This window comes from Zobellella maritima (assembly GCF_003075035.1).
Lineage (GTDB): Bacteria > Pseudomonadota > Gammaproteobacteria > Enterobacterales > Aeromonadaceae > Oceanimonas > Oceanimonas maritima.
The window spans coordinates 2111931-2137217 of sequence record NZ_QCZE01000001.1 but is presented as its reverse complement, the minus strand read 5'-3'; the positions used below and the strand labels follow the sequence as shown (position 1 = coordinate 2137217).

24 protein-coding genes are annotated in these 25287 nt (G+C 58.7%); 5 read left to right on the top strand and 19 right to left on the bottom strand.

Annotated elements, in window-relative coordinates; translation table 11 throughout:
- The first annotated feature begins 44 nt into the window (after positions 1-44).
- The 4 genes from DCS96_RS09855 to DCS96_RS09840 all read left to right on the top strand — a co-directional run bounded on the left by DCS96_RS09855 (position 45) and on the right by DCS96_RS09840 (position 5256).
- Entirely contained in the window at positions 45-1025 is a 981-nt protein-coding gene (locus tag DCS96_RS09855; protein WP_198649988.1) for a tripartite tricarboxylate transporter substrate binding protein, read from the top strand.
- Positions 1026-1162: 137 nt separating this feature from the next.
- Entirely contained in the window at positions 1163-2569 is a 1407-nt protein-coding gene (gene sauS, locus DCS96_RS09850; protein WP_116474097.1) for an acylating sulfoacetaldehyde dehydrogenase, read from the top strand.
- Entirely contained in the window at positions 2566-4128 is a 1563-nt protein-coding gene (locus DCS96_RS09845; RefSeq protein ID WP_198649987.1) for an AMP-binding protein, read from the top strand. The genes sauS and DCS96_RS09845 overlap by 4 nt, the downstream gene beginning before the upstream one ends.
- Positions 4129-4488: 360 nt before the next feature.
- Positions 4489-5256 carry a GntR family transcriptional regulator gene (locus tag DCS96_RS09840; RefSeq protein ID WP_198649986.1) on the top strand — a complete coding sequence of 256 codons (768 nt, stop codon included), beginning with the start codon at positions 4489-4491 and terminating at the stop codon, positions 5254-5256.
- Between the two features lie 38 nt (positions 5257-5294).
- On the opposite strand, the gene DCS96_RS09835 is transcribed toward DCS96_RS09840, so the two are convergent.
- The 12 genes from DCS96_RS09835 to DCS96_RS09780 form a co-directional block, all read right to left on the bottom strand.
- The gene (locus tag DCS96_RS09835; RefSeq protein WP_116474095.1) at positions 5295-5738 is read right to left on the bottom strand and encodes a nucleotide triphosphate diphosphatase NUDT15; all 444 of its coding nucleotides are present in this window, start codon (positions 5736-5738) and stop codon (positions 5295-5297) included.
- Between the two features lie 9 nt (positions 5739-5747).
- Positions 5748-6122 (bottom strand): glutathione S-transferase N-terminal domain-containing protein, encoded by a 375-nt coding sequence (locus DCS96_RS09830; RefSeq protein WP_116474094.1) that lies wholly within the window; start codon positions 6120-6122, stop codon positions 5748-5750.
- A gap of 83 nt (positions 6123-6205) precedes the next feature.
- Positions 6206-7051: an HpcH/HpaI aldolase/citrate lyase family protein gene (locus DCS96_RS09825; protein ID WP_116474093.1), complete on the bottom strand. Its 846-nt coding sequence runs from the start codon at positions 7049-7051 to the stop codon at positions 6206-6208.
- A 483-nt stretch (positions 7052-7534) separates the two neighbouring features.
- Positions 7535-8464, bottom strand: coding sequence for a catechol 1,2-dioxygenase (gene catA, locus DCS96_RS09820; RefSeq protein ID WP_116474092.1), 930 nt, complete (start codon positions 8462-8464; stop codon positions 7535-7537).
- A gap of 56 nt (positions 8465-8520) precedes the next feature.
- Positions 8521-8811, bottom strand: a complete 291-nt coding sequence (catC, locus tag DCS96_RS09815) for a muconolactone Delta-isomerase (protein WP_116474091.1) — start codon at positions 8809-8811, stop codon at positions 8521-8523.
- Between the two features lie 50 nt (positions 8812-8861).
- Positions 8862-10016, bottom strand: a complete 1155-nt coding sequence (locus DCS96_RS09810) for a muconate/chloromuconate family cycloisomerase (protein ID WP_198649985.1) — start codon at positions 10014-10016, stop codon at positions 8862-8864.
- Positions 10017-10029: 13 nt separating this feature from the next.
- The gene (locus DCS96_RS09805) at positions 10030-11091 is read right to left on the bottom strand and encodes an NADH:ubiquinone reductase (Na(+)-transporting) subunit F (protein WP_116474090.1); all 1062 of its coding nucleotides are present in this window, start codon (positions 11089-11091) and stop codon (positions 10030-10032) included.
- 9 nt (positions 11092-11100) lie between these two features.
- The gene (locus DCS96_RS09800) at positions 11101-11463 is read right to left on the bottom strand and encodes a phenol hydroxylase subunit P4 (RefSeq protein WP_116474089.1); all 363 of its coding nucleotides are present in this window, start codon (positions 11461-11463) and stop codon (positions 11101-11103) included.
- Positions 11464-11514: 51 nt separating this feature from the next.
- Positions 11515-13020 carry an aromatic/alkene/methane monooxygenase hydroxylase/oxygenase subunit alpha gene (locus DCS96_RS09795; RefSeq protein ID WP_116474088.1) on the bottom strand — a complete coding sequence of 502 codons (1506 nt, stop codon included), beginning with the start codon at positions 13018-13020 and terminating at the stop codon, positions 11515-11517.
- A gap of 14 nt (positions 13021-13034) precedes the next feature.
- Positions 13035-13304, bottom strand: a complete 270-nt coding sequence (locus DCS96_RS09790) for an MmoB/DmpM family protein (protein WP_116474087.1) — start codon at positions 13302-13304, stop codon at positions 13035-13037.
- A gap of 13 nt (positions 13305-13317) precedes the next feature.
- On the bottom strand, positions 13318-14304 hold the full coding sequence (locus tag DCS96_RS09785; RefSeq protein ID WP_116474086.1) for an aromatic/alkene monooxygenase hydroxylase subunit beta: 987 nt from the start codon (positions 14302-14304) through the stop codon (positions 13318-13320).
- Positions 14305-14330: 26 nt separating this feature from the next.
- Positions 14331-14627 (bottom strand): phenol hydroxylase subunit, encoded by a 297-nt coding sequence (locus DCS96_RS09780; protein WP_116474085.1) that lies wholly within the window; start codon positions 14625-14627, stop codon positions 14331-14333.
- Between the two features lie 340 nt (positions 14628-14967).
- Between DCS96_RS09780 and DCS96_RS09775 the strand changes: the two genes are divergently transcribed.
- On the top strand, positions 14968-16671 hold the full coding sequence (locus tag DCS96_RS09775; protein ID WP_116474084.1) for a sigma-54-dependent Fis family transcriptional regulator: 1704 nt from the start codon (positions 14968-14970) through the stop codon (positions 16669-16671).
- Between the two features lie 29 nt (positions 16672-16700).
- Here DCS96_RS09775 and DCS96_RS09770 read toward each other — a convergent pair whose 3' ends face one another.
- From DCS96_RS09770 to ettA, 7 genes are all read right to left on the bottom strand, one after another.
- Positions 16701-17594: a SphA family protein gene (locus tag DCS96_RS09770; protein WP_116474083.1), complete on the bottom strand. Its 894-nt coding sequence runs from the start codon at positions 17592-17594 to the stop codon at positions 16701-16703.
- Positions 17595-17945: 351 nt separating this feature from the next.
- On the bottom strand, positions 17946-19142 hold the full coding sequence (hmpA, locus tag DCS96_RS09765) for an NO-inducible flavohemoprotein (RefSeq protein WP_116474596.1): 1197 nt from the start codon (positions 19140-19142) through the stop codon (positions 17946-17948).
- Positions 19143-19370: 228 nt separating this feature from the next.
- Positions 19371-21284, bottom strand: a complete 1914-nt coding sequence (locus tag DCS96_RS09760; protein WP_116474595.1) for a RecQ family ATP-dependent DNA helicase — start codon at positions 21282-21284, stop codon at positions 19371-19373.
- 106 nt (positions 21285-21390) lie between these two features.
- Positions 21391-21702 (bottom strand): AzlD family protein, encoded by a 312-nt coding sequence (locus tag DCS96_RS09755; protein WP_116474082.1) that lies wholly within the window; start codon positions 21700-21702, stop codon positions 21391-21393.
- The gene (locus tag DCS96_RS09750; RefSeq protein WP_116474081.1) at positions 21699-22409 is read right to left on the bottom strand and encodes an AzlC family ABC transporter permease; all 711 of its coding nucleotides are present in this window, start codon (positions 22407-22409) and stop codon (positions 21699-21701) included. Before DCS96_RS09750 ends, DCS96_RS09755 begins: the two co-directional genes overlap by 4 nt.
- A gap of 331 nt (positions 22410-22740) precedes the next feature.
- Entirely contained in the window at positions 22741-23106 is a 366-nt protein-coding gene (locus DCS96_RS09745) for a lysozyme inhibitor LprI family protein (RefSeq protein WP_157953614.1), read from the bottom strand.
- Between the two features lie 234 nt (positions 23107-23340).
- On the bottom strand, positions 23341-25008 hold the full coding sequence (gene ettA, locus DCS96_RS09740) for an energy-dependent translational throttle protein EttA (protein WP_116474079.1): 1668 nt from the start codon (positions 25006-25008) through the stop codon (positions 23341-23343).
- Positions 25009-25287: the final 279 nt, after the last annotated feature.

The window sequence follows — 25287 nt, the reverse complement described above, 5'->3', positions numbered from 1 at the left end:
AAATTTATTCAATAACCATGTGATTAACCAACAAGGATGCATTTATGCTTACTACCAGCAAGGCAAGGAAAATGACCGCCCTGACCGGGGCCCTGTGTGGCATGGTATTAGCCGGTTACAGCCATGGGCAATCCTATCCGGAAAAGCCCATCAGCATGGTTGTCTCCTATGAGCCCGGAGGTGCAACCGATTTTCAGGCGCGTATCGCCACCATGCGGGCATCGGAGAAAGAGTATTTATCCCAGCCAGTGGTTGTTATCAACAAGCCGGGAGCGGGCGGTAAGGTCGGCTGGGATCAATTCGTGACCCGCACCAAGCCGGATGGCTACGAGTTGTCTGTGTATAACATCCCTCACCTGATTGCGCAGTCTATCGTGATGAAGACCAGGTATAATATTGATAATATTGAGCCGATAGCCAACTGGGGCGCCGATCCGGCCGTGCTTATCGTCAACAAGGACAGCCCCTTTAATTCTGTTTCCGATCTGGTCGAGTATGCAAAAACCAACCCCGGCAAGGTCACCTTTTCCGGCGCAGGCCTCTATGTCGGGCATCATATTGCCTTATTGCAGCTGGAAAAAGAAAGCGGTACCAAGCTGACCTATATTCCTCATCAAGGTGGTACGCCGGCCATGAAGAGTGTGATGGGGGGGCAGGTGATGGCCGGGTTCAACAATTTGTCTGATGCCTATCGCAGCCGGGACGAAGTTAAGATACTGGCCGTCGCCGATATGGAGAGAAACCAGGAGTTTTTGCCCGATGTGCCGACCTTTATTGAAAGTGGTTTCAATGTGGATGACTCCAGTGTCAACTTTCGGGGGTTGATGGCCGTAGACAATACGCCGGAGCCGGTGCTCAGTTATTTGTCGGAACGGGTACCACTGATGTTTAACGATAGGGAAACACTCGACAAGATGCGTGCGGGTGGTGCTCCGGTACGGGTGATGGAGCGAGATGAAGTCATCGCCATGTTCAAGAAACGGGAAGCCTATTTGAAGGAGCTGCTGGCCGGGCTGAAAGGGTAACGACGGTCTGATTTACCTGATGTAATTATTATCTTAATGATGATGACAACTCCTGATGGGGGGTTGCTTTCGATTATAGTCATGTATATGAGTTGTATGACATGGCTGTATCTTGTCATAGGCATTGGAGACGGAAGATGGTGACAACACATGAGCAGGAACAGGTAGCCGAGCTGATCCGGCGGGCGCGGCAGGCGCAGCAGCAGTTCGAAGGGTACACACAGCAGCAGGTCGACGAGGTAGTGACCGCAACGGCCTGGGCGCTGGTTAATCCGGAGAACAATGCGCGTTTATCCGCCCTGGCGGTGGAAGAAACCGGGCTGGGCAGGGTGGACGACAAGATAATCAAGAATCATCGCAAGACACTGGGTTTGTTGCGGGATCTCCGGGGGGCAAAAACCGTTGGGGTGATCAAGGATGATCCGGCGTTGGGCCTGACCGAGATAGCGCGGCCCGTTGGCGTGGTGGCCGCGATAGTGCCTTCGACCAATCCAATTGCCACGCCGATGAACAATACCCTTAATGCGCTCAAATGCCGCAATGCGATCATCCTGGCCCCTTCGCCTAAGGGACAGCCCTCCTGTACCCGGTTACTGGCCCTGATCCACGCCGAGCTTGAGCGGATAGGTGCCCCTCTGGACTTGGTGCAGCAACTACCGGCGCCCGTCAGCAAGGCATTGAGCCAGGAGCTGCTGGTGCAGGCCGATCTGGTGGTGGCCACCGGCTCGCAGAATAATGTGCGCTCGGCCTATACCAGCGGTACGCCCGCCTATGGCGTGGGAGCCGGCAATGTGGCGGTGATTGTCGATGAAACCGCGGATCTGGCGCTGGCCGCCGAGCGGATCCGGGCCTCCAAAACCTTTGACAATGCAACCAGTTGCTCTTCCGAAAACAGTGTGGTGATAGTCGATAAGGTCTACGACGCCATGATGGCCGAATTTGACCGGGTCAATGGTGCCTTGCTCGACGCCGACGAAAAGCAGTGTCTGCAGGCGGCCATGTGGCACGACGGTCACCTGAACCGGCAGGTGCTGGCAAAACCGGTCGCCGAATTGTGCCGAGTTGCCGGCCTGGCGCGCGAGCAGTTGTCTCGACGCGATTTCCTGATGGTGGAAGAATCGGAAGTCGGTGCCGATGCGCCTTTTTCCGGGGAAAAAATGTCCCTGGTGTTAACGGTATATCGGGCCAAAGATTTTTCCGATGCCAAGCGAATCGCCGGCCGTATCCTGAATTATCAGGGCAAGGGGCATTCTCTGGGGATCCATACCCAAGACATGTACAGACCGGAAGAGCTGGGCAAGGAAATGCCGGTCTGCCGTATTATTGTCAACCAGGCTCACTGCTTTGCCACCGGAGGAAGCTTTGATAATGGCCTGCCGTTTTCGCTATCCATGGGGTGCGGTACCTGGGGCGGAAACATTACCGATGAGAACGTGCATTACAAGCATTTCCTGAACATTACCCGGGTAGTGAAAACCATTACCCCGCGAGAAGTTTCCATTGATGACATGTTCGGTGATTACAAGAAGAGGTATCAATTATGATGCAAGCTTCCTATGCGCCCCCGGCGGATAATATTCGTGCCTTGATTGATGATTATGCCAGGCGTTTCCCCGAGCGGCCATTTGCTGTTTTTCCGGAAACGGGAACACAACTTAATTATGGCGAGTTAAAGGAGAGGCTTGCCTTATATAGCCAGTATTTCAGTGCCCTTGGTTTAAAAAAAGGTGACACCATTTCCTTTATGATGGGCAATGGCCTGGCCAGTGTCGAAATTTTCCTCGCTACCTTGTATGCCGGTTGTATTACCTCACCGCTAAATCCGGCCGCCGGTCCAGCGCAGATTGAATATGTTCTGCAACATTCGGATACCAGGGCCGTATTTGCTTCAGATAATTATCGGGAGCAGATAGCAAGGGCTGCAGAGACACTGGCGCGAGACATCCATATCATCCCGGCCGATGTCGACAAGGGCCCGCACTGGCCGCTTGCACCTGTAGAGGCGAGTATGCCGTCTCCAGCGGGAGAGGATGAAGGTGTACTGATGTATACCTCCGGCACCACCGGACGGCCCAAAGGGGTGATTCTTTCCCATAGCAACCTGTTGGCAGGGGGCATGAATACCGCCCGGGCGCATGAACTGACCGAGCAGGACAGGGCGCTTTGCGTCTTGCCTTTATGCCATATAAATGCCCAGTGTGTGACTGTCATGGCGCCTCTGGTCAGCGCCGGCAGCCTGGTGATGCCCCACGGCTTCAGTACCTCCCTGTTCTGGAGCTGGGTCGTGCAACAGGAATGCACCTGGTTCAGCGTGGTGCCCACTATTATTTCCTATCTGATGCATCACACCGGCGATTGCACCGAGCAGGAGCTCCGCGCCCGTTTATCCCGGGTGCGCTTCGGTCGATCTGCGTCGGCGGCGTTGCCGCCGGCCATTCATGCCGGCTTTGAGCAAAAGTTCGGTATCCCTATTATTGAAACCATGGGGTTGACCGAGACGGCTGCGCAGATCCTGTCAAATCCATTACCGCCCAGGCAGGGCAAATATGGTTCACCGGGTGTCCCGTTTGGCACTGAAATCCGTATCGTCAACGGCGAGGGACAGCTTCTGCCGACGGGGGAAGAGGGAGAACTGTTAGTCAGGGGCGAGTGCGTCATGCGTGGTTACTACAAGAACCCACAGGCTACGCAAGAAGCACTGACGGCGGATGGATGGCTGCACACCGGGGATCTGGCTCGTCAGGACGAAGACGGCTTTGTGTTTATTACCGGCAGGCTTAAAGAGCTGATTATCAAGGGAGGGGAGAATATTGCCCCCCGCGAGATCGATGATGCCCTGTACGCCCATCCGGCAGTGATAGAAGCCGGAGCAGTAGGTATTGATGATGAGCATTATGGTCAGGAGGTGGTTGCCTGTGTCAAGGTTGATGCCGACTCGACTGTTACCGAACAGGAATTGCTCGGATTCTGTTTTGATAAACTGGGACGAGTCAAAACCCCCAAAGCCATTTATTTCCTGGATGATCTGCCCAAGGGGCCGTCAGGAAAAGTGCAGCGGTTGAAACTGGTCGATATATTAAAGGAGCGACAGGGGGCCATATAGTCATCGATAATGCCATCCTTACCGGCCAGGACCGGCAAGGATGGCTGATTTATCGGGACCTGATATTCCACTACCGTGCTGATTGTCCCGGTTCCAGTGCTTTAAAAACAGCATTTTCAGGTGTTTCCGTGAGCGGAGTTTTACTCTGCAGCACTGTTGGAAACAGGCATTTAATGTCTGTTAACTGGGTATCAGTGCCTATCCAATAAATCATATATATGAATTTCTTGTTATGCCGAGATAGCATGGCTATGATGATGGCCAGTACCAGAATCAACCTTGCCTTGAGGCCAGGGGCCTGAGTCCTGTTTTGCCTCGGGCGCGTTTTTCCATGTTGCTTTAATGAATGGGTGGAATCACATGGCGCATTTCGACATGCTAACGGGCGATTCCCGGGATATGCGGGACAACAGCGGGAACAGGCATGTTCCACTGTACAAGCGGGTTGAAAATTTCCTGCTCAAGTCGATAGAAGCGGGGGGCCTGGTACCCGGTGATCTTATCCCGTCCGAGCCCCAGTTGGCAGAGCAGTTGAATGTCAGCCAGGGAACGGTAAAAAAAGCCATCGATAATCTGGTCAACGAGCGATTGTTATACCGTCACCAGGGCAAGGGAACCTATGTTTCCGCGATCGACTTCAACAACAGCCTCTTTCGCTTTTTTTCCTATGGTGATGAAACCGGCAAGGGAGTCAGGATCAGGAAAGAGGTGAAGGAGCGGCAGCTAAAAACCGGCAGCAAGCAGATATGCCGCCTGCTGGGGAAAGCGTCATCTTGTGAGCTGCTCTATATCCGGCGGCTGGGGTTGAGCGATGTCCAGCCAATTCTGATAGAGCACTGCTGGTGGGATCCGGACATAGTGCCGGGGCTGGAAAGGGATACCATACGCATTCCCGATTTGCTGTATGCCCTGGTGGTTGAAAAGTATGGCGTGCCGGTGGTCAGGGCCGAAGAAACCCTGACGGCCGAGAGCGCGGACCAGGAGACGGCAGAAACATTGGGCATTCCTCAGAGCTCACCCGTTATTGTACTGACTCGTCATACCTATACCCGTAACAACAGCATGATCGAATATCGGCGTACCATTGGCCGGGCGGATAAATTTAGCTACAAGGCGGAAATAAGATAACCGGAACCGGTTGACAGTATCCCTGAGGTGGGCTGCTGTTATGGTTGGTTCTCTTCCGGTTGATAGAACAGTCCCTTCAGGTAGGCGGCAACGCCCTTCCTGCTGGCCTCGAAATGGGGCTCGGGGAGTTGTCGGGGATCAACCCAGCGCCAACCGGTGCATTTGTCCGGCTCCAGCAGGCGGGGTTCGGCATGGTAATGCAGGGACGCATGCAGGATCACCGAGATGGAATGTACACCTTCCTGCCGCCAGGTGTGCAGGTTGTTGGTGAGCCCCACGACGCTGAGCGTGCTCACTCGCAGGCCGGTTTCTTCCGCCAGCTCCCGGATGGCTGCCTGCTCGAAGCTTTCCCCCAGCTCCATATGACCGCCCGGGATTGACCAGTAGGGGGCATGGCTGTTCTGCCGCTTGCCGACCAGGATCAAGCCATCGGGCCGGCTGACGATGATGCCGACGCCGATGGCCGGGCGTGTCTGCTTCATGCCAGTGGCTTAGGCCTGCTGGCCAAAGCGCTGCTGCAGATAAGCGATGATGTCATTGGACTCGTACATCCAGCGGCTTTCGCCGTTTTCCTCGATACGCAGGCAGGGGGACTTGACTCGTCCGCCGCCGGCCTGCAGTGCCTCCCTGTGGGGAGAGCCCGGGTTCACATTGCGTAGCTCGATGGGCAGGTTCAGCTTGTGCATGGCCCGGCGTACCTTGATGCAGAAAGGGCACCGTGGCAACTGATACAGGGCCAGCTGCCGGCACGCCTCGTTGATTTGCTGCTGGGCCTCGGGCGTCCGCCGTTGCTTGGCCGGGCGGGTCAGCAGGTCGCCCACCACCATAATGCCCCCAATCCCATTACGTAACGCTTTTACCAACATGACGGCTCCCCTCTATCGCGATGAAAAAGGGGATTGTATCCGAAAACTGGCGCGTTTTATCCCGCTGTCGTTGATTTCTGTACTTAGGCGCGGGGGAACGCATCGCTCAGTTCGATTATACGCCTGGCCCGGGCCATCACGGGGGCGTCGGCCATGGCGCCGCCGACGGCCACGACCGCCCCCTGCGAAGCTTCTTCCGCCGCAAGGATCTGTCTGGCCCAGGTTATCTGGGCGGTGGAGGGCTGGTATGCCTGAAGCACGGGGGGGACTTGTTTGGGATGGATCAGCAGTATGCCGCCAAAACCCAGCTGCAGGCCACGCTGGGCATAGGACTTGATTCCCTGAGGGTCATCGATGGGGGGATAGATGGCATCGATGGGCGCGGCCAGGCCGGCGGCGCGGGAGGCCAGCACCAGCTGGCTGCGGGCGAACAAAAACGCCATTTCATGGGGATCCTGGCCGGCGGGGGGCGGATAATCCATGCCCAGGTCGACCGCCAGATCCAGCTTGCCAAACAGCAGGCGGGCGACCCCCCGAGTGGCGGCGATCTCGGCCAGGTTGGCAAAGGCCCTGGCCGACTCGATAAAGGGCAACAGGGGCTTGTCGGTGGCATTGGCCAGCTCCGCCAGGGCCAGGGGATCGTCCGCCTTGGGCAGCACTACGGCGGCGACGGCTGGCGAGCGGCACAGGCGAGTATCGTTGTTAAACCAGGGCGTGTCGGTGCCATTGATGCGGATCAGCACGGATGCGGGCGGCTGGCTGTCCAGCCAGGCGGCCAGGGTAGCCCGGGCGCTGTCTTTGCCCACTGTGGAAACCGCATCTTCCAGATCGATAATCACCGCATCGGCGCCACTGTGTTGTGCCTTGGCAAAACGATCCGGGCGGTTGGCCGGTACAAACAACAGGGTCTGCAATGTGCTCAGATTCATGGCTTTCATCCCTAAGTCAGCGTCATTTGGACTTAATAGTTGCGCAAAGCGAGTGACGGATCCAGCCTATTCGTTTTGAGCTGTCAGCCGCAAGCCATCCATGCAAAAAAGCCCTGCGTTATGGGCCACCGGAGTGGAGACGATGATAAAAGCCAATACCGGTAAAAGCGGCACCTATTTCTTCTTCCGACAAGGGGGCATCTATTATCAGAGGGTGGCGGAGATGAAAGAAGAGAGTGCCATCAGCCGATGTAATAGTTTTCTTACTATCTGTTCCGGCATCCCTTGTTCAAGCGGTTATTCGGGATTATCTGAGTAATAAAGCTGGCGGGATTCCTCATGGGAAGATGGCAGGGCCGGTTTCTGCCAGATGCGAATCCACTTATCGAGGTCATCGTGGCGGTTGATGGTAACAGGAATAATCGACCAGCCTCTGGGCCGGTCGATTCCTTGTTCGCTAATTGAACGCGTTAAGATGTCTGCTTATGCCATCACACGCTGACGCTGGTGCATTGCCTGCCGGTCCTGCCTGTCGGTAGACACCAGCTGAATGTTGAATTCCACCTCGGTGACCGGCCCGGTCACGCCATGGCGCTCGCCTTGTGCCGAATGGGTCACCGGCCGCGCTTCTACCACCAGTTCATCGCGGGTGGCGAAGGCGAAATCATCATAGGTGTATTTATCACCGGCCAGGTTGATCTGGGTGGTCAGGTGCTTGTGGCCCGGTGCCGAGATGAAAAAGTGGATGTGTGCCGGGCGCTGACCATGACGCCCCAGCTGGGTAAGCAGTGCCTGGGTCGAGCCCTCGGGTGGGCAGCCGTAGCCAGACGGGATGATCGATTGTGCCAGGTAGCGCCCCTCGGCGTCGGTCTTGATGCGACGGCGGAGATTGTATTCGCTCTGAGAGGGATCGAAGTAGGAATAGGCGCCCTTGGAGTCTGCGTGCCACACATCGACGATGGCATTGGCCAGCGGCCGGTTGTTCTCGTCGGTGACCACACCTTTGAGCAACATCACCTCGGCACCGGTATCGGTACCGTCGTCCAGGCGGGCAAAGCCTTCGCTCATCGGTGCGCCGGCCACGTACAGCGGACCTTCGATGGTGCGAGGGGTGCCACCGGCCAGGCCGGCCTGTTCGTCTTCGGCATCCATGCGGATGTCCAGATACTTGTCCATTCCCAGACCCGGCGCCAGCAGGGCGGCTTCGCCGTTTTTGCCCAGTTCGTTGATGTAGTAAACGGCACTCCAGAACTCTTCCGGGGTAATATCCAGATCTTCGATGATCTGAAATACATCGTGCATTACACGGTGGATGATGGTCTTGACTCTATCGTTACCAGCGGGTCGATCGAACCCTGCTACTTTTTCCAACAGTTCGATGACTTCCTGAGTTTCCATGGTTTTGACTGACATTGCTCTAGCTCCTTGCGTGTTTTGTTAGTTATTTGATAGTGGGGGATGGCAGTTGATTAGCGGTCATCCTCGTGAATGGACGAGGGATGCCGGCACAGGGGGGCAACACCGATGTCCATATAAGGAAACAGGGGCAACCGGCTTATCAGCTCCTGCAGTTCGGCGTTATCGGCGACATCGAAGATGCTGACGTTGGCGTAGCTGCCGGCGACCCGCCACAGGTGGCGCCACTTGCCCTGAGTCTGCAATTCCTGGGCGTAGGCTTTTTCCCGTGCCTTGATGTCGGCAATCACGTCGGCCGGCATGTCATGGGGGATATTCACCTTCATCTCGACTTTAAACAGCATGATTCTTTCTCCGTCTGAACATGTTTTCGTCGGTGTATAACCGGCGGTATTTATTGCTTTCTGCTGTAGTAGGCCAGCTTGTCTTCATCCAGCTCTATGCCCAGGCCGGGGCCGATGGGCAGCGCAACGCCGTTGTCATGAAAGTTCAATCGGTTGACGACGATGTCGTCCTTCATCAGCAGCGGGCCGAACATCTCGGTCCCCCAATGAATCTTTTCGAGTGTGGACCAGGCATGCAGCGCGGCAACGGAGCCGATGGTGCCTTCCAGCAGGGTGCCGCCATAGAGGCCGACTCCTGCCGCACTGGCCACATGGGCAACTTTCAATGCCTGCAGGGGACCGCCGGCCTTGGCAATCTTCAGGGCCACGGCACCGGCGAAGCCGGCGGAGGCCAGGCTGAACATGTCGCTGGCATCGGCCACGGCTTCGTCGGCCAGAATGGGAAGGTGAAACTTTTCGGACAGGCGCACCAGCGACGGCAGATCCTGCATCGGGGTCGGCTGTTCGACCAGGTCGATGCCGGCGGCCTGCAGCTCGGCCATGCCTTTGGCGGCAGTGCTTTCATCCCAGGCCTGGTTGACGTCGACCCGCACGCTGGCGCTGTCGCCCACGGCGGCCTTGATGGCTGCCACATGGCGCACGTCGTCCATCAGCGGACGGGCGCCGATCTTCAGTTTGAAGTCGCAGTGGCGCCTGGCCGTGATCAGGCTCAGGGCCTCGTCGATATCCTTTGCGGTATCGCCGCTGGCCAAGGTCCAGAGTACGGGAATGTGCCGGTGCACGGCGCCGCCGAGCAGGTCGGAAACCGGGCGGTTCAGGCGCTTGCCCTGCATATCCAGCAAGGCGGTCTCGATGGCAGATTTGGCCAGGTGGTTGCCTCTGATGCTGCGGTTCAGCCTTACCCTCAGGGTATTGATGTTGTCTGCCGGCTGGCCGAGCAGCAGGGGGGCCAGGTAGCCATCTATGGTCAGCTTGACGCTTTCCGGGCTTTCCGGGCCGTAGGCCAGGCCACCTATGGTGGTGGCCTCACCCAGCCCTTCGAGACCCTCGGAATCCTTAATCCGCACTATCACCATGGTCTGCACGCCCATGGTGGTCATCGAAAGCCGGTGCGGGCGTATGGTCGGGATGTCGACCAGCATTGCCTCGATAGACTGAATGGTTGCCGACAGGCAATCTCCCGGCGCGCTCTTTAATTCCTTCATGGTGATTTATCCCCTATATACGCTTGAACAGGGCGGAGCGGGGCTGTTCCTGGGCGCCGTCGGCGGCGGTAAAGAACCGCTCCATGTGGATGTCGCGCTCGAACAGCCGGCTGTGCATCAGGGTGGTAATAGCGGCGTCGATCATCGGCGGTGGTCCGCACAGGTAGGCCTTGTTGCCTCCGCAGCGCTCCTTGAAGTAATCCGCCACGGCCTCGTGCACGAAGCCGGTAAAACCCGGCCAGTTGTCTTCCGGCAACGGCGCATTCAGCGCCGGTATGTAATGGAAGTTGTCGTGCTCGGCGGCCAGCCGCTCGAACAACTCCCGGTTGTAGAGCTCGGCGACATTGCGTGCGCCCTGGAACAGGTAGAGGGGGCGGTTGTCGCCCTCGGCCAGCATATCCAGGATCATCGACTGGGGGCTGGACAGACCGGAGCCGCCGGCGATGAAAATGGCGCCCCGGTCGTCGGACTTGCGCACAAAGAACTGGCCATAGGGGCCGGACAGCTCCAGCCGATCACCTGCCTCAAGTTGCTCGTGCAGCCAGCCGGTGGCCTTGCCCCCTTCCACCTTGCGTACGTGCAGCTCTATTTCCCTGCTGGCGGCAGGTGGGTTGGCCAGGGAAAAGGCGCGGCTGCCGTCCACCCCGGGTACCTGCAGGTTGATGTACTGACCGGCCTGAAAGTCCATGTCCCGATCCAGCTGGATGCGGATGCCACGTATGGTGGGAGACAGGGCGGTGATCTCGGTGACGGTGCCGTTGTAGTCTTGTACCGGATGACCGGCGAAATCCGGGTCGACGTCGATATCTGCCTCGATCACCAGATCGGACTCCGGTATGCAGCAGCAGGCCAGTACCTTGCCCTCTTCCCGCTCTACATCCATCAGGGCGAAAGGCGACGCCTCGCCTACATCGGCAAAGCCATCGGTGATCTGTACCTTGCAGGTGCCGCAGGTGCCATGGCCGCAGGCGAAGGGTAGCCACACACCCTGACGCAGGGCGGCATCCAGTATGGTTTGTCCGTCTTCCACCTCGATGACATCGCCGGTGGGCTCAATGGTGACTTCGTAGCTCATAACACCTCCTTAAACGCCTGTGCCCTTGTAGCCATTGAGGCCCGGGGTCCTGAACCTCAGCAGTGACTTGTGATCGAAGCCCAGCTGCTCCAGGGTCTGCTCCCGGGAGGGATGCAGCGGCTCGTCGTTGAGCCGCCACTGCACCAGGCTCCAGTCGATATGCGCGAAATCCGGGTGCTGGCCGAAGCCGTCGGGCATGACCTTGTCCAGCAGCTCGCCGAAAGTCATGGCCGGAGGCAGGGGAAAGGTCTTGGCCGAGCAGAACAGCAGGTGTTCATCCCAACCGATGTACACCAGGATATTGCCGCCGAAGTTGGCCCGGGCGTCTCTGACTTCGCCCTTGTAGTCTTTGTTGAGTGCGATAACCGGCATGATGATTGTCTCCTTGTTGGGGGGCCCAGGCCCCCGGTTGCAGGGCCCGTATCAGGCCACGCCTTTCCATTGTTTCCAGCGTTGCTCGTCGGGCGAGCCTTTCATGTCCATGTTGTCGGCGCCCAGGTTCATGCGGTAGTACTCACTCAGTACTTCCTCCAGACCCGGACCGCCGCAGTTGCCCTGCAGGATCTGGTGCACCGGCAGCCAGGATTGCACGTACTTTTCCGGCTCCTCGCAGAAGATGTCGTGGCAGCCGTCGGAGCACATGTGGTAGCGCTCACCCTCGTGCAGGACGGAGCGGTAGTTGATCTGGGCCGGGTCGTTTTCCATGTCGGTAAAGGTCATGGGTACCTGACAGACCTGGCACAGTTGGGGCAGGCCGCTGCTGTAGAAGCGCTTGCCCTCGGCCTCCATCTTCCTGGCCAGCTCCCAGCGCGGCCGGTAGTACTTGTCGAAGGTGTCCGGGTACTTCTCGCTCAGCCAGTCCAGCTCCTCGTCGGTGGGGATCCAGGTATGGAAACCGGCGGCATGGCCGAAGTTGTAGAAGATCCACCAGGCCTGGTGGGAGATATGCTCCTTCTCTTTCTCGATTACTTCGCTGTATTTGGGCATGCGGATGCCGTAACGGGCCAGATCCTTGAACAGGGCGCCGCCGGCCTCCTCGAAGTACACCTCCCAGGCCTCCTTCCAGGACATCACCTTGTTGGGCAGCATGTAGTCCATCATCATGGCCACGATGGACAGCAGCCGGGTGCCGCGCCAGAACCACTTGTCGATCCATTTCTGCACTATGGGCAGGTTGTCTTCGTGCTGCTCCAGCAGGAACTTGATAATCTCCAGCCCCAGGGTCATGTGGCGGGCCTCATCGGACTGGGCGCTGAAGCCGAAGGTGACGGTAGCCATGTCGCCGTTGTGGGCGGCGCCGGACATAAAGGGCACGAACAGCAGGTTGGTCAGCACGTATTCAAACGAGAAGCTGATCGCCAGCAGGAACTCGAAGGGGCCGGCGGAGCGGGCGTCCTCGAAGAAGGACTTGGGCACCGACAGGTACCACACCCGGTCGTGCATGTGGCTCCAGTCCTGAAAGCCGTCGAAGAACTTGTTGTAGTGGCTCATGGCGTGGATCTGGGTCTGCACGTGGCGCAGCTCGTCGATGGACTGCATCTGGCAGGCGATGCGCGCGCCGATGCCGCCGAACTGGCGTCCCACGTGGGCGTAGCCCTGGTACGCCTGGTATTCCAGCGGGCTGACCCCGGTCAGGAAGATCTTGATGGCGTTGACGTAGCGCGGATCCGAGATGTTGAGCTGGCCATTGTTCTGGGCGAAGGCGTCGAAGATGGCATACAGTTTCTTCTCCTTCTCGGCCTGGTACTTCCAGTAGGCGTCCATGGTCAGGCGGAAGGGATCTTCCCACTTGGACCAGTCGGTGATCTTGATGCCCTCGAACTCCTCGAAGGGAAAGGCTTGCTTGCGGTCCTGGTAGGAAAACTCCCAGTCCAGATCCCGGGTCAGCAGGCGGTATTTGTCCTTGATGTTCAGTTTTTTCGCAGCCATGAGTTGTTCCTCCCTTAACTGTTCCAGCTCAGCGTGAGTTGATCTTCGTCTTCATCCACATTGCCGCCCAGGGTAATCAGGTTGAGGTGCAGCTCCTGCACGTCCCAGTCCCGACCCAGCTTTTCCTCGACGGTTTCACGCCGGATCACCAGTTGATCCTCGTTTTCGATGCGGATCATCGCCGGCTGATGATTGATGGTGGCCTCGGGGTTGTCTTCCTCGATGGCCTCGACGATATAGCGGGACTGATCGTTGTCCTGCAGGGCGAGATAAACCTTTGACATTGTCTTGCTTCCTTTACTGGTTGAGGCCTGCTTTGGCGATACGCTTGTCGAGCTCGACGAGGGCGGCATCCAGGACGCCTTCGCCCGGCATGTCCAGTGCCAGTGGCGTCAGGGCGTCGGCGGCCTTGCCCCGCCAGACCTGGACCCATTGCTGCAGTTGCCGGCGGTTATGCTCGCTTTCGCCGACGGCGATCTTGAACACACTGTCGCTCCAACGGGTCAGATCCTTGTGGCAGTCCTGCATGAATTCGGTGAGCAGGCCGATATCGCGGCCGCCGTTGGCCACCAGCCAGGCGTCGAGCCGGCGGTAGCAGAGTTCGTTGACCAGGGTGTCCAGTACCAGGGCCTGGGCCACGAACAGCTCAAACCAGTCCCTGGTGACCAGGGTTTCCTCGCACAGGGCGCGAACCCCCTGCCAAGCCGGGTCGCTCATCCAGTGCTCCTTGGCCCGGGTCAGGGCATCGCCGCTGTTGTCGTCCAGCAACAGACCGATGCGGGACAGGTACTGGGCCATGCCCAGCCGGTCCATGCCGGCGAATAGCTGGGCCTGGGTGATGGCGGTGCCGTAGCCGTAGTCGGCGCCGTACATATGGTTGAGGTTGGCGGCCTGCTCTACATGGCGCAGGGGCAGCAGGAAGCGGGTAAGGACGGCTTTCAGTCCGTCGTCCAGGTTGGCGGCCAGCGCACGTTTTTCGAAAAAGGCGTAATTGTTCTCGGCCCCTTCCTGCATGCGGGCCCGCTGCTGCACATAGGCGCCGTAATAGAACTGGCGCGGATCCCGGAAGCCGTACCAGTCCGCCATTTCGATGGCGGTGCGGCTCTTGTCGTTGAGCTCCTTTTCCGGTTGCCACAGCGGCCGATAGTGGAAGTTGGCCTCGGCCTGTACGTCGTAGGTGGCCTCCTGGTAGCGGGTGGCCGGCTTGTTGCCGAAGCGGCGGCCGATATTGGCAAAGGTCTGGCGTATTGGCTCCACCGATGCGGTTTTGATTTCCAGTGTCATCTTGCTTGCTCCTTGCTGGGAATTCGTTACTGGGCCTGGTCGCGGTTGTGGCTCATCAGGGTTTCTTCGCCGTAGCGCCACTTATCCAGCTCGGCGTCGATGGCCTCGGTCTGCTCCGGCGTCATGGCAACCACCCTATTGGTGGCGCAGAAGGTCTCGAAGGCATCCCGTGGCAGCACCAGCTCGACAAACAGGCCGGGATCGTCGATGGCAAAGTCGAACTCGACGAAGCGGGCATCCGGTCGGCTGCGCACCCGGATATATTTGGTCAGCGTGTTGGCTTCGTCTTGCGCCTGTGCTGGCTGTGATAGGGTGGCACTCATCCTTTAAGCTCCTGCAGGTTGTTTATGGCATGTAATCTTGGGTTAGCCTCCACCCTGATAAAGCAGAGAATGTGCCAGGCCGGCGGAAATGCTGGTATTTATTGTTATATTTTTGATTTTTAAGTATTTATTTTTTGTTTTGTGCTTTGAGTCGGCGTAGCTTGAGAGCCGAAGCCCTGAGAGGGGTTTGATCATTTGATTAACTTTGTTGTTTTTGTGTTAACCATTTAAGCAATTGATAACGGGTGGGCGGGCCCATACACTAACCGGCAAGATACAGCGGCAGGCGCTACCTCTGTAAGGAGGTGACGGTGGCCATGGACTGGGAGCGAAAGGCCCGATGCGAGATCTTGAAAACCTGAATATCCCCGAAACCGGTGACCTGATCGCAGGCATCCGTTTTGACGGCGAGCAGGGGAAAATCTGGTTCAACGAGCAGCGTATGCTGCTGATCCATGCCGCCGTAATGGGCTTGTTGCGCAAGGAGCTGATCGAAACTCTTGGCGTGCAGCGGGCCAAGCGTTTCCTGATGCGCTTCGGCTATCATTCCGGCATGAAGGACGCAGAGATCGCCCGCAAGGTGCGCCCCCATATTGCCCGCGAAGAATGCTTTATGGCCGGCCCCCAGATGCACGGTATCAGGGGTATGGTCAAGGTGGTGCCTACCCGGCTGGAGCTGGACATGGACACGGGCCACTTCCTCGGCGAGTTCGACTGGTTCAACTCCTACGAGGCGGACGTGCACCAGCACGAGTTCGGCCAGGCCGAGGAGCCCATCTGCTGGACCCTGCTCGGTTACGCCAGTGGCTACACCAGCTATTTCATGGGGCAGACCGTCATCTACAAGGAAGTAGGCTGTGTGGCCATGGGCGATGAGCACTGCAGTATCATCGGCAAGCCGGCCAATGAATGGGAAGACAAGGCGGAAATTGAGCGGTTTATGCTGCCGGATCCGGTAGCGGAAGAGCTGTTCGCGCTCAGAAGCGAGCTGGTCAAGTTGCGCGACAGTGTGGGTGACGACAGCGAAGACGATTACCGGGTGTTTAACTCCATCGGCCAGTCGGCTGCTTTCCGGCAGGTGTGCCGGCTTATCCAGAAGGCCTCGAGTAGCCGGGTGACGGTGTTGCTGCAGGGGGAAACCGGGGTCGGCAAGGAGGTGTTCGCCCGTGGCCTGCATGTTGCCAGCGACCGGGCCGACAAGCCCTTTGTGGCGGTGAATTGTGCCTGCATACCGCCGGATCTGATAGAGGCTGAGCTGTTCGGGGTGGAGAAGGGCGCCTATACCGGCGCCACCCAGAGTCGGGAGGGCAAGTTCGAGCGGGCCGATGGCGGCACCATCTTCCTGGACGAGGTGGTGGAGCTGTCGCCCCGGGCCCAGGCCAGCCTGCTACGGGTGTTGCAGGAAGGTGAGCTGGAGCGGGTCGGGGATGTGCGTACCCGTAACATAGATGTGCGGGTGGTCACCGCCAGCAACGAGGATCTGCAGCAGGCGGTGCGGGAGGGGCGTTTCCGGGCGGACCTGTTCTATCGGCTGAATATCTTCCCGGTGTATATTCCTGCGCTGCGTGAGCGTAAGGAAGACATACCGTTGTTGGTGCAGCATTTCCTGGATCGTTACCAGGCTATCTACAACAAACGCATCCTGGGGGTGACCGACAAGGCGCGGGAAGCCCTGCTGGCATACGACTGGCCGGGCAATATTCGCGAGCTGGAAAACCTGATCGAGCGCGGCATCATACTGACCGATAACAACAACGAGATAGAGGTGTGCAGCTTCTTTCCTACCTTCAAGGACAGCGGCTCTGTGGTGGGTAAGGTGCGCCAGGACGGTTCCCTGCGGGAAGCGGCCAGCGACGTGGACGGTGAGCCGGATGACTGGTGCGCCCAACTGCTGACCGAGGACTTCAGCCTGGAAAACCTGGAGCAGACACTGATCCGCCATGCCCTCAAGGCGGCCGAGGGCAATGTGTCCCGGGCTGCCCGCATCCTGGGGCTGACCCGGCCGGCGCTGGCCTATCGTATGAAAAAGCTGGAGCAGGAATAACAGAGCCGGCGGTCGCCGGCTCCCGGGCTTTAAAACCCCTTGGTCAGGGTTAGGCGGAACAGATCGCCACTGGGCCCGTTTTGCACCTGGTACTCGTTGAGGTAGGCGGCGTTCAGCCCCAGCATCAGTGACGGCCAGAAGTAGCTGCCTTCCACCCCCAGGGCATGCTTCTCAGCCTTGCCGACCAGTGCTCCCTTGCTGTTTTCCAGCTGCCAGGCATTGTAGCCAACCAGCCCCAGTTCCAGGCCGCTATCGAGCTGCTTGCCGATCCCCCATTCCACCAGCCAGCTGTCGCCCGGGGTGATATCGGTTTCGTCTTGCTTCGACTTGATTTCGTAGCGGGACAGGGCCGAGACCGACCAGCTTTTGGCAGCGTCCGGGAAGTAGGTGCCGCCCAGGGTCAGCATGGTGGTCTTGAAGCCCTTGCCGATGGCGGCGGGCTCGGTACTGCTGTCGTCGCCGGTATCCAGCCAGATGCCGGCGGCGAACACCGCGTCCCACTGCCGGCCGTGCCAGCCCAGCACCATGGGGCTGACAAAGATATCACCCACGCCGGATTCCTTGCTGCTGGCAAAGTCGAAGTCGTTGCGCTGCACAGGGATAATGGTTTCGACGCCGTAATTGGCGCCGAGCAACTTTTTCTCGGTAATGTGGATAAAGCGGTTGGCCAGGGCGGTTACATTGCCCTTGGCGGACAGGCTGTTATCATCGGGCAGCTTGATTTCATCAAAATCGTAGTGCACCAGATAGCCCCGGTAATAGGTGCCGGCAGGCGGCACCACTGAGCCCTTGATGCCTTCCACCCCGGGCACATAGTGGCCGTTGGCGGCCAAGGTCGGGCCGGACAGGATGGCGAGGGTCAGGGTGGCGGCCTTAAGCCCGCCAATATAGGTTCTATTCCTTGTTGTGCATGCCAGTGTCATCACTTCTCCTTGTTGTTTGAATGGGCGGCCGGCTGGTTTCAACTGAAATTGTCAACGCGGCCCCGAGCTGTTGATTTCCAACTTCCGTTAACCTTTTATCAACAACTGTGCCACTGTGGAGTGGTATTTAATGATCTGTTTTATAAGGATTTTTTAGTGAGTGCGGAAAAAGAAGAGGAGAGGACTTGGTTAAATGATGAAATGACGAGCGAGCAATTGATGAAATGATAAAGCCGCCATGGCACTGAGGTGTGGACTGGCGGTACAGGTTGCTGGCAGACCTTACGGTTATGGTGAGGTTATCCCCGCTTGCGCGGGGATGAGGGGATCAGGGACTGGTATGAAGGGGGATCAGAGCTGCTGGTGCGGGCCGAACACCTCGTAATGCAGCCGTTCTTCGGCGATGCCCCAGCCGATAAGGGTGTCTTTGACCATGGCCATAAAGGGCAGGGGGCCGCAGAAATAGTAGTGGGCGTCGTCCAGGTAAATGCTGTTTTTCATGGCGTTCAGATTCATTATGCCGAGCTCATCATAGTCTTCCGCCGGCAGATCGGTGTCGGCCGGGGAGCGGTACCAGACATGGCTATTCAGGTTGGCATTGGCCTGGCGCTGTTGCTGGATATCCTGTTTAAAGGCGTGCTGGGCGCCGTTTTCGCAGGCATGCAGCCAGTGAATGTCGGCGGGGTGGCCCTGCTTGAGCAGTTGATCCAGCATGGCGAGCATCGGGGTCAGGCCGACCCCGCCCGACAACAGCACCACAGGGGTGTGCGCCGATACTTCCAGGAAAAAGTCTCCGGCCGGCGGTAGCACCAGCAGCTGGTCACCGACCTGTACCTGGTCATGTATAAAGTTGGAGGCCACGCCGTTCGGCTCACGCTTGACGGCAATACGGTATTCCCGGCCGTTGGGAGCCTGGCACAGGGAGTACTGCCGGTACTCCTTGTGCTCCAGGTTGGGGCTGTCCAGGTGCAGGGTCAGGTACTGGCCGGGCTTGAAGGCGGCGACCGGGCCTCCGTCGGCCGGGGCCAGCAGGAAGCTGACGATGTGCTCGCTTTGCTGCTGTTTTTCCTTCACCACAAAGGCCCGAGTGCCGCGCCAGCCGCCGTCTTTCTGTTCGCTTTGCCGATACAGCTGTTCTTCACGGCCGATAAAGATATTGGCCAGGGCGCCGTAGGCTTGGGCCCAGGCGTCGATTACTTCGGGGGTGGCCGCATCGGGTGCCAGTTCCCTGATGGTTTCCAGCAGGTGATGGCCCACTATGTCGTACTGGGCGGGCTGAATGGCGAAGCCGGTATGCTTGTGGGCGATACGCTCGACTGCCGCGCTTAGTACCGCCGGATTGTCGATATTCCTGGCATAGGCGAGCACGGCGGAAAACAGCGCCGCAGGCTGGCGGCCGGAGGCCTGATGGCTGAGGTTGAATACATCCTTCAGCTCGGGGTTGTCGCGGAACATGCGCTTGTAGAAGTGTTCTGTCAGGGCGGTGTTGGCGGATTCCAGCAGGGGGACTGTGCTCTTTACGAGCTCGATGGTACGGGTATCTAACATGGCGGCCTCTATAAATAGACATGTGATTTGCAACTTAATGGCCCGCATCATAAATGTATATTTGATATGCATCAATATGTATTGCGACTATTTATACTTGTTAGGACCAGCTGGGCCGGGTTTGAATTGGTACGGGTTTCGTCTGGCAAGACTCGCTACCGGTAGGCCGGTAGCGGAGAAGGGGGCAGCAGCAGGATGGGAGGCTTGGCATGGACCTCGGGGGTTGTGTCAGCCGGTGCGGGTCAGTTGTTGCACCACGTCGCCGAAGCGGTATTGTTCCAGCCGGCCGAAGCCGGCCAGGCTTTTGGCCTTCAGCCTGGTCAGCAGCGGTGTACTGATGCCGCACAGGAAACAGGCCAGGGTATGGACGGAAAGCGGCTGTCCATGCTTTTCCTGCAGGGGGTGGCACCAACCCTGCAACTGGGTCTGTTCGGGCATGGGTGCCATGGCGGGCGCCGGCAGTCTGGCAACCTGACCGGCGCACACCGAGCAATGGCCACAGCGTTCGGGGGCCTTGTGATCGGCGAAATAACCGGCCAGCTGGTGGCTGAGGCAGTGTTCGCTTTCGAAGAAGCCAATCATCTGCTGTAGCCTGTTGATCTCGTTCTGCTCTTTGTGTTTAAACAGTCCGTGCAGCCGCTCGCTTTCGGCCTCGGGCGAAAAGCGGTTGTTGACCACCCGATAGACCTCGACCATCTGTTTGCTTTCCAGCTGGATCCAGCCCTGTTCGTGCAGATAATCGATGGCACTGACTACCCGCTTTCGCTCGCCCCGGCTCCGTTGCCAGATGGCTTCGAAATCCACCTGGCACCAGCTCCTGGCGAGCGGAGAGCCGTCGAACACGGCGGTGAGAAATGCTTTCCGCTCGCCCTGGAAGCGGTCGAGAATGCTTTCTCTCGGCTCGATAAATTTGAAGCGATAATCGGAAAAATAGCTGTATTGGGGCGAGATAATGCCATCAAGCTCCAGGTAGACCAGCAGGGTCTTGAGCGGCAGCTGACGAATATTGTGGGTATTGGACAGCCGGGTCAGCATCAGCTCCCAGTGGGGGCCGGCCTGTTGCAATTCTCGTAGCAGGCCGACGATGGCCTCCGGCTCGGGCGTGTCGCCGTAGACGAAGTTTTCCAGCACGTTGAGGCCGGTCTTGTTGGCCAGCAGGGTACAGGTGGAGGGGTGGCCATCCCGCCCGGCGCGACCGATTTCCTGACTGTAGTTTTCGATGGACTTGGGCAGATCATAGTGGATCACCCGGCGGATATCGGCCTTGTCCACGCCCATGCCGAAGGCGATGGTGGCCACGATACAGGGCACCCGGCCCTGCATGAAGTCCTGCTGGAGCCCTTGGCGGCTATCCTGATCCATACCTGCGTGGTAGGCGCGCGCCTCGATGCCTTTGGCCTGCAACTGCTCGGCCACCCACTCGGCGCCCTGTTGCAGGGTCACATAGACGATGGTGGCTGGTCGTGGATCATCGGCGATAAGTGTGGTTAATGAGGCTATCTTGCGAGATTCTGTCATCGGCTGCACCTGCAGATGCAGGTTGGGACGATAGAAGCCGGTCACTACCAGGTTCTCGGGCGGGATGACGAACTTGCGCTGCATGTCGTCGATTACCGCCGGGGTGGCGGTAGCGGTCAGCAGCAATACCTGGGGAATGTTGAGGCGCTGGCGGTAGTGGGGCAGCTTCAGGTAATCGGGGCGAAAGTTATGGCCCCACTCGGAGATGCAGTGGGCTTCGTCCACCACCAGCAGGGAAATGGGGATCTGGCCGATAAACTGGCGAAAGCGCTCGTTCTTGAGCCTTTCTACCGAGATCATCAGCACTTTCAGCCGGCCTTCCCGCACCGCCTGCATCACCTGCTGGCTTTGCTCCGGACTCTGGGAGGAGTCTATCGAGGCCGCGGCTATCCCCTTGCTGTGCAGGAAGTCCAGCTGATCCTTCATCAGCGCCAGCAGCGGCGAGACCACTAGGGTCAGGTGGGGCAGCAGCAGTGCCGGCAGCTGATAGCACAGTGACTTGCCCGAGCCGGTGGGGAAGATCGCCGCCGCCGACTGGCCGGCGACCAGCCGTTCGATCACCTGCTGCTGACCGTGGCGCAGGGTGGAGAAACCAAAGGTGTGTTGCAGGGTAGAGAGGATCATCAGGTGCATTGCCAAGCCGACAGACAAGGATGAAGTGTTACAGCGTCGGCGTCATTAGGCAAGGCGCATCCCGAAACGGCGTTCGGGATGCGCTCGAACGGCGGGCTCAAGCCAGTTGTCGAAACAGGGCCGCAGCCAGGATACCGGCGGCGATGGCCGGCAGCGGTTTTTTAAGCACCACCATGGTCAGCGCCGTGGCCAGCAGGGCCAGCCGGGCGCCGCCGTCGCCGTTGACCGCCAGCGGGGTGAGGATGGCTACCAGCACGGAGCCGGACATGGCGCTAATTAACTGCTGTACCCGGCGGTTGATGGGGATAAAGGACATTACCAACACCCCGCCCCAGCGGGTGGCCAGCGTGACCAGCGCCATAATGCCGATAATCAGCAAGGTGCCGAGACCTGCGGTTTCCAGGTTCATTTGCTTTCTTTCTCCATCCACAGGGCTCCGAGTACGCCGCCCGACAGGGCGCCGACTACTACATGGCTGTTGGCAGGCAGGTACCAGTAAGCCAGCATTGCCGACAGCGCGGCTACCGACCAGATCACCAGGTTGCGCAGATCCTTGCGTCCGCCGACCACCATGGCCAGCAGGAAGCAGCCCATTACCATATCCAGCCCCAGATTAAAGGGGTCTTCGATGGCGTTGCCGAAATGGAGCCCGAGCCAGGTGCCGAGGATCCAGAATGACCAGATGGCCAAGCCGCCGCCAAACAGTACGCCCAGCGCCCGCTCGCCCCGGTGAAAACCCTGCATGGCCATGGCCCAGTTGGCGTCGGAGGCGAACAGCATGATGCCGTAGCGTTTCAGTGGCGGCAGATGGCGCAGCCAGGGATAAAGGGTGGCGCCCATCAGCAGATGGCGGGCATTGATGGCAAAGGTGGTGATCACCAGCGGCACCAGCGGTACCTGAGTGCCCCACAGCTCCAGCGCGGCAAACTGGGAGGCACCGGCAAACACCAGGGTGCTCATCAGGATAATAGCGTCGTCCTCCAGGCCGACCTGGGTTGCGGCCAGGCCGAAGGCCAGCCCGAATACGGCGACAAACAGGGAGAGTGGCAGCAGATGTTTGAAACCCAACCAGGTATCGGCCGGCTCCAGCCGGGCCAGGGCGGCATGTGTGTCCATAGGGATCCCGTTCTTTATTATTATCAAAACAACCAGAATGCCACTGAATGGAAGGTTATTCTATAGCTTGATATAGGGTAAAGGGGCCATTATTCAGCCGGATGTAACTTTGGTGTCCGATCAATCTTTATCCACAGATGAAGCGCTGCTGTCACAATCGCCTGTGCACACCTGGCGCCAGGATAACGGATAAAACCGGCACTACAGGGAAAACGGCACAAGCTATCGAGGCCGAGCGACACGAGGCAGAATGAAGCCCCTGCTTGCCGGTTGTCCATCTCTGGTTGCCGGTGACAGAGAGAAACGGCGGCCCGGGTAGGTAATGTATTGGTTATGGCTTCGTTTCTGTGAGGTGCATCCTGGTCAGTTCGGCCGTTCTCTGTTCGGTCAGGTTGATCAGCGCCTGGGTATGTACAAGCGGCTGGATCGAGCCCCCGTCGTAGGCGCTGGAGACAAGCTCGGCATGGGCGTCACGAAAGGTAATCCAGGCTTGCTGGGCTTGCTTCAGCCTGTCTTTACGCTCACCGCTCAGGGCCGCCATCAGCTGCGAGTAAGCCTTGTTCAGCATAAAGTCGGCCGACGCATAATGCCGGCCCGCCGCCTGGTTCAGTTCGGCCTGGGTTAATTCGGACTGACCGAAAGCGCCACTGCTGCACGAGATGCAGAGCAGGATTAAAACGGAATGGATGACTTTCATTGTAAGCTCCGGTGTCGCCATATGGGGGGCCAGGCAAACGGCCAACCGTTATGGGATGAACAAAACACGCATGCTCAAAGCATATATCAGGAGCAGCCAGGGGACAGGGTTTGCTTTTTTAGCGCGGCAGGCAGAGCCCGATCGAGGTTCAGGCTCTGTGGAATCAGTACTGGGAATAAGCAGACCAAAGCCCGCGTCATGCGGGCTTTGGTACTTATAGTCAGGAAGAACGCCTTACTTGGCGATTTTCTTGTACTTGATGCGATGCGGCTGGATGGCCTCGGCGCCGTAGGTTTTCTTCTTCCATTCTTCGTATTCGGTGAAGTTGCCTTCGAAGAATTCCACCTTGCCCTCGTCCTTGTAGTCCAGGATATGGGTGGCGATACGGTCGAGGAACCAGCGGTCGTGGGAGATGACCATGGCGCAGCCGGGGAATTCCAGCAGGGCGTTTTCCAGGGCGCGCAGGGTTTCCACGTCCAGATCGTTGGTCGGTTCATCGAGTAGCAGCACGTTGCCGCCGGTCTGCAGCAGCTTGGCCATGTGCAGGCGACCGCGTTCACCGCCGGACAGCTCGCCGACCCGCTTCTGCTGATCGACACCCTTGAAGTTGAAGCGGCCCAGGTAGGCGCGGCTGGGGATCTCCAGATTACCGATTCGCATCATGTCCAGGCCGCCGGAAACTTCTTCCCACACCGTCTTCTTGTCGTCCATGCTGTCGCGGAACTGTTCCACCGAGGCCAGCTGCACCGTATCGCCCAGGGTGATGTTGCCGGAGTCCGGCTGCTCGGCATCGGTAAGCATGCGGAACAGGGTCGATTTACCGGCACCGTTGGGACCGATGATGCCGACAATGGCGCCCTTGGGAATGCTGAACGACAGGTCGTCGATCAGTACCCGGTCGCCGTAGGACTTGGTCAGGTTTGCAACGTCGATCACCTTGTCACCCAGGCGCGGTCCGGGCGGGATGAACAGCTCGTTGGTTTCGTTGCGCTTCTGGAAATCCTGGTTCTGCAACTCTTCGAAGCGCGCCATACGGGCCTTGGACTTGGCCTGGCGGCCCTTGGGGTTCTGGCGCACCCATTCCAGTTCTTTCTGGATCGACTTCTGGCGGGCGGCCTCGGACGACTGTTCCTGGGACAGGCGGGCGTCTTTCTGCTCCAGCCAGGAGGAGTAGTTGCCTTCCCAGGGAATGCCTTCGCCCCGGTCCAGCTCCAGGATCCAGCCGGCGACATTGTCGAGGAAGTAACGGTCATGGGTAATGGCCACGACGGTGCCTTCGTAGTCGTGCAGGAAGCGCTCCAGCCAGGCCACGGACTCTGCGTCCAGGTGGTTGGTGGGTTCGTCCAGCAGCAGCATGTCCGGTTTTTCCAGCAGCAGCTGGCACATCGCCACCCGGCGGCGCTCACCCCCGGACAGCTTGTCGATCTTCGCGTCCCAGGGCGGCAGGCGCAGGGCATCGGCGGCCCGCTCCAGCTGATTGTCCAGGTTGTGACCGTCGTGGGCCTGGATGATGGCTTCCAGCTCGCCCTGGCGCTTGGCCAGCTTGTCGAAGTCGGCGTCCGGATCCGCATAGGCGGCATAGACGTCGTCCAGCTCCTTGAGCGCGCCGGCCACTTCGGCCACGGCTTCTTCAACGGCTTCGCGTACTGTCTGTTCCGGTTTCAGTTTAGGCTCCTGGGGCAGGTAGCCGATATTGATGCCGGGCTGGGGACGGGCTTCACCCTCGATTTCGGTGTCCAGGCCGGCCATGATGCGCAGCAGGGTGGATTTACCGGCGCCGTTCAGACCCAGTACGCCTATCTTGGCGCCGGGGAAAAACGACAGGGAGATATTCTTCAGAATATGACGCTTGGGCGGAACTACCTTGCCCACGCGATTCATGCTGTAAACAAATTGAGCCATTTCACTTTGTCCTGATAATTCAGAGGATTAACTGATTGCCTGACGGGCCTGAGTGGGGGGTATGCCCTCAGCCGGCAGCCAACCGAACAGCGATGGCGTATATGGTACTTGGCTGGGCGGGGAATGCCAGTGGCGAGTGGGGTGAAAGCGCAGCTTTAATGTGGGGCAGGGTGTTTTTGCGGGTAAAGGCCGTCTGGCGTCCAGTAGCAGGCAACGCCGGGGTTGCATGTAGCAGCAGCCGGGATTGCCGTAGCCGACCGGCACATGCCAGGGATGGCA

Bases quoted from the DNA above. Each gene is read 5' to 3' on its own strand.
- DCS96_RS09825 (WP_116474093.1), bottom strand. From the start codon at position 7,051: ATGAATCTGAGCACATTGCAGACCCTGTTGTTTGTACCGGCCAACCGC.
- DCS96_RS09760 (WP_116474595.1), bottom strand. From the start codon at position 21,284: ATGATCCTCTCTACCCTGCAACACACCTTTGGTTTCTCCACCCTGCGC.
- DCS96_RS09780 (WP_116474085.1), bottom strand. From the start codon at position 14,627: ATGAGTGCCACCCTATCACAGCCAGCACAGGCGCAAGACGAAGCCAAC.
- DCS96_RS09800 (WP_116474089.1), bottom strand. From the start codon at position 11,463: ATGCCGGTTATCGCACTCAACAAAGACTACAAGGGCGAAGTCAGAGAC.
- DCS96_RS09750 (WP_116474081.1), bottom strand. From the start codon at position 22,409: ATGGACACACATGCCGCCCTGGCCCGGCTGGAGCCGGCCGATACCTGG.
- DCS96_RS09790 (WP_116474087.1), bottom strand. From the start codon at position 13,304: ATGTCAAAGGTTTATCTCGCCCTGCAGGACAACGATCAGTCCCGCTAT.
- DCS96_RS09770 (WP_116474083.1), bottom strand. From the start codon at position 17,594: ATGACACTGGCATGCACAACAAGGAATAGAACCTATATTGGCGGGCTT.
- DCS96_RS09755 (WP_116474082.1), bottom strand. From the start codon at position 21,702: ATGAACCTGGAAACCGCAGGTCTCGGCACCTTGCTGATTATCGGCATT.
- DCS96_RS09840 (WP_198649986.1), top strand. From the start codon at position 4,489: ATGGCGCATTTCGACATGCTAACGGGCGATTCCCGGGATATGCGGGAC.
- catC (WP_116474091.1), bottom strand. From the start codon at position 8,811: ATGCTGTTTAAAGTCGAGATGAAGGTGAATATCCCCCATGACATGCCG.
- DCS96_RS09795 (WP_116474088.1), bottom strand. From the start codon at position 13,020: ATGGCTGCGAAAAAACTGAACATCAAGGACAAATACCGCCTGCTGACC.
- DCS96_RS09855 (WP_198649988.1), top strand. From the start codon at position 45: ATGCTTACTACCAGCAAGGCAAGGAAAATGACCGCCCTGACCGGGGCC.
- DCS96_RS09830 (WP_116474094.1), bottom strand. From the start codon at position 6,122: ATGTTGGTAAAAGCGTTACGTAATGGGATTGGGGGCATTATGGTGGTG.
- ettA (WP_116474079.1), bottom strand. From the start codon at position 25,008: ATGGCTCAATTTGTTTACAGCATGAATCGCGTGGGCAAGGTAGTTCCG.
- DCS96_RS09785 (WP_116474086.1), bottom strand. From the start codon at position 14,304: ATGACACTGGAAATCAAAACCGCATCGGTGGAGCCAATACGCCAGACC.
- DCS96_RS09810 (WP_198649985.1), bottom strand. From the start codon at position 10,016: ATGAAGGAATTAAAGAGCGCGCCGGGAGATTGCCTGTCGGCAACCATT.
- DCS96_RS09775 (WP_116474084.1), top strand. From the start codon at position 14,968: ATGCGAGATCTTGAAAACCTGAATATCCCCGAAACCGGTGACCTGATC.
- catA (WP_116474092.1), bottom strand. From the start codon at position 8,464: ATGTCAGTCAAAACCATGGAAACTCAGGAAGTCATCGAACTGTTGGAA.
- DCS96_RS09805 (WP_116474090.1), bottom strand. From the start codon at position 11,091: ATGAGCTACGAAGTCACCATTGAGCCCACCGGCGATGTCATCGAGGTG.
- sauS (WP_116474097.1), top strand. From the start codon at position 1,163: ATGGTGACAACACATGAGCAGGAACAGGTAGCCGAGCTGATCCGGCGG.
- DCS96_RS09745 (WP_157953614.1), bottom strand. From the start codon at position 23,106: ATGAAAGTCATCCATTCCGTTTTAATCCTGCTCTGCATCTCGTGCAGC.
- DCS96_RS09845 (WP_198649987.1), top strand. From the start codon at position 2,566: ATGATGCAAGCTTCCTATGCGCCCCCGGCGGATAATATTCGTGCCTTG.
- DCS96_RS09835 (WP_116474095.1), bottom strand. From the start codon at position 5,738: ATGAAGCAGACACGCCCGGCCATCGGCGTCGGCATCATCGTCAGCCGG.
- hmpA (WP_116474596.1), bottom strand. From the start codon at position 19,142: ATGTTAGATACCCGTACCATCGAGCTCGTAAAGAGCACAGTCCCCCTG.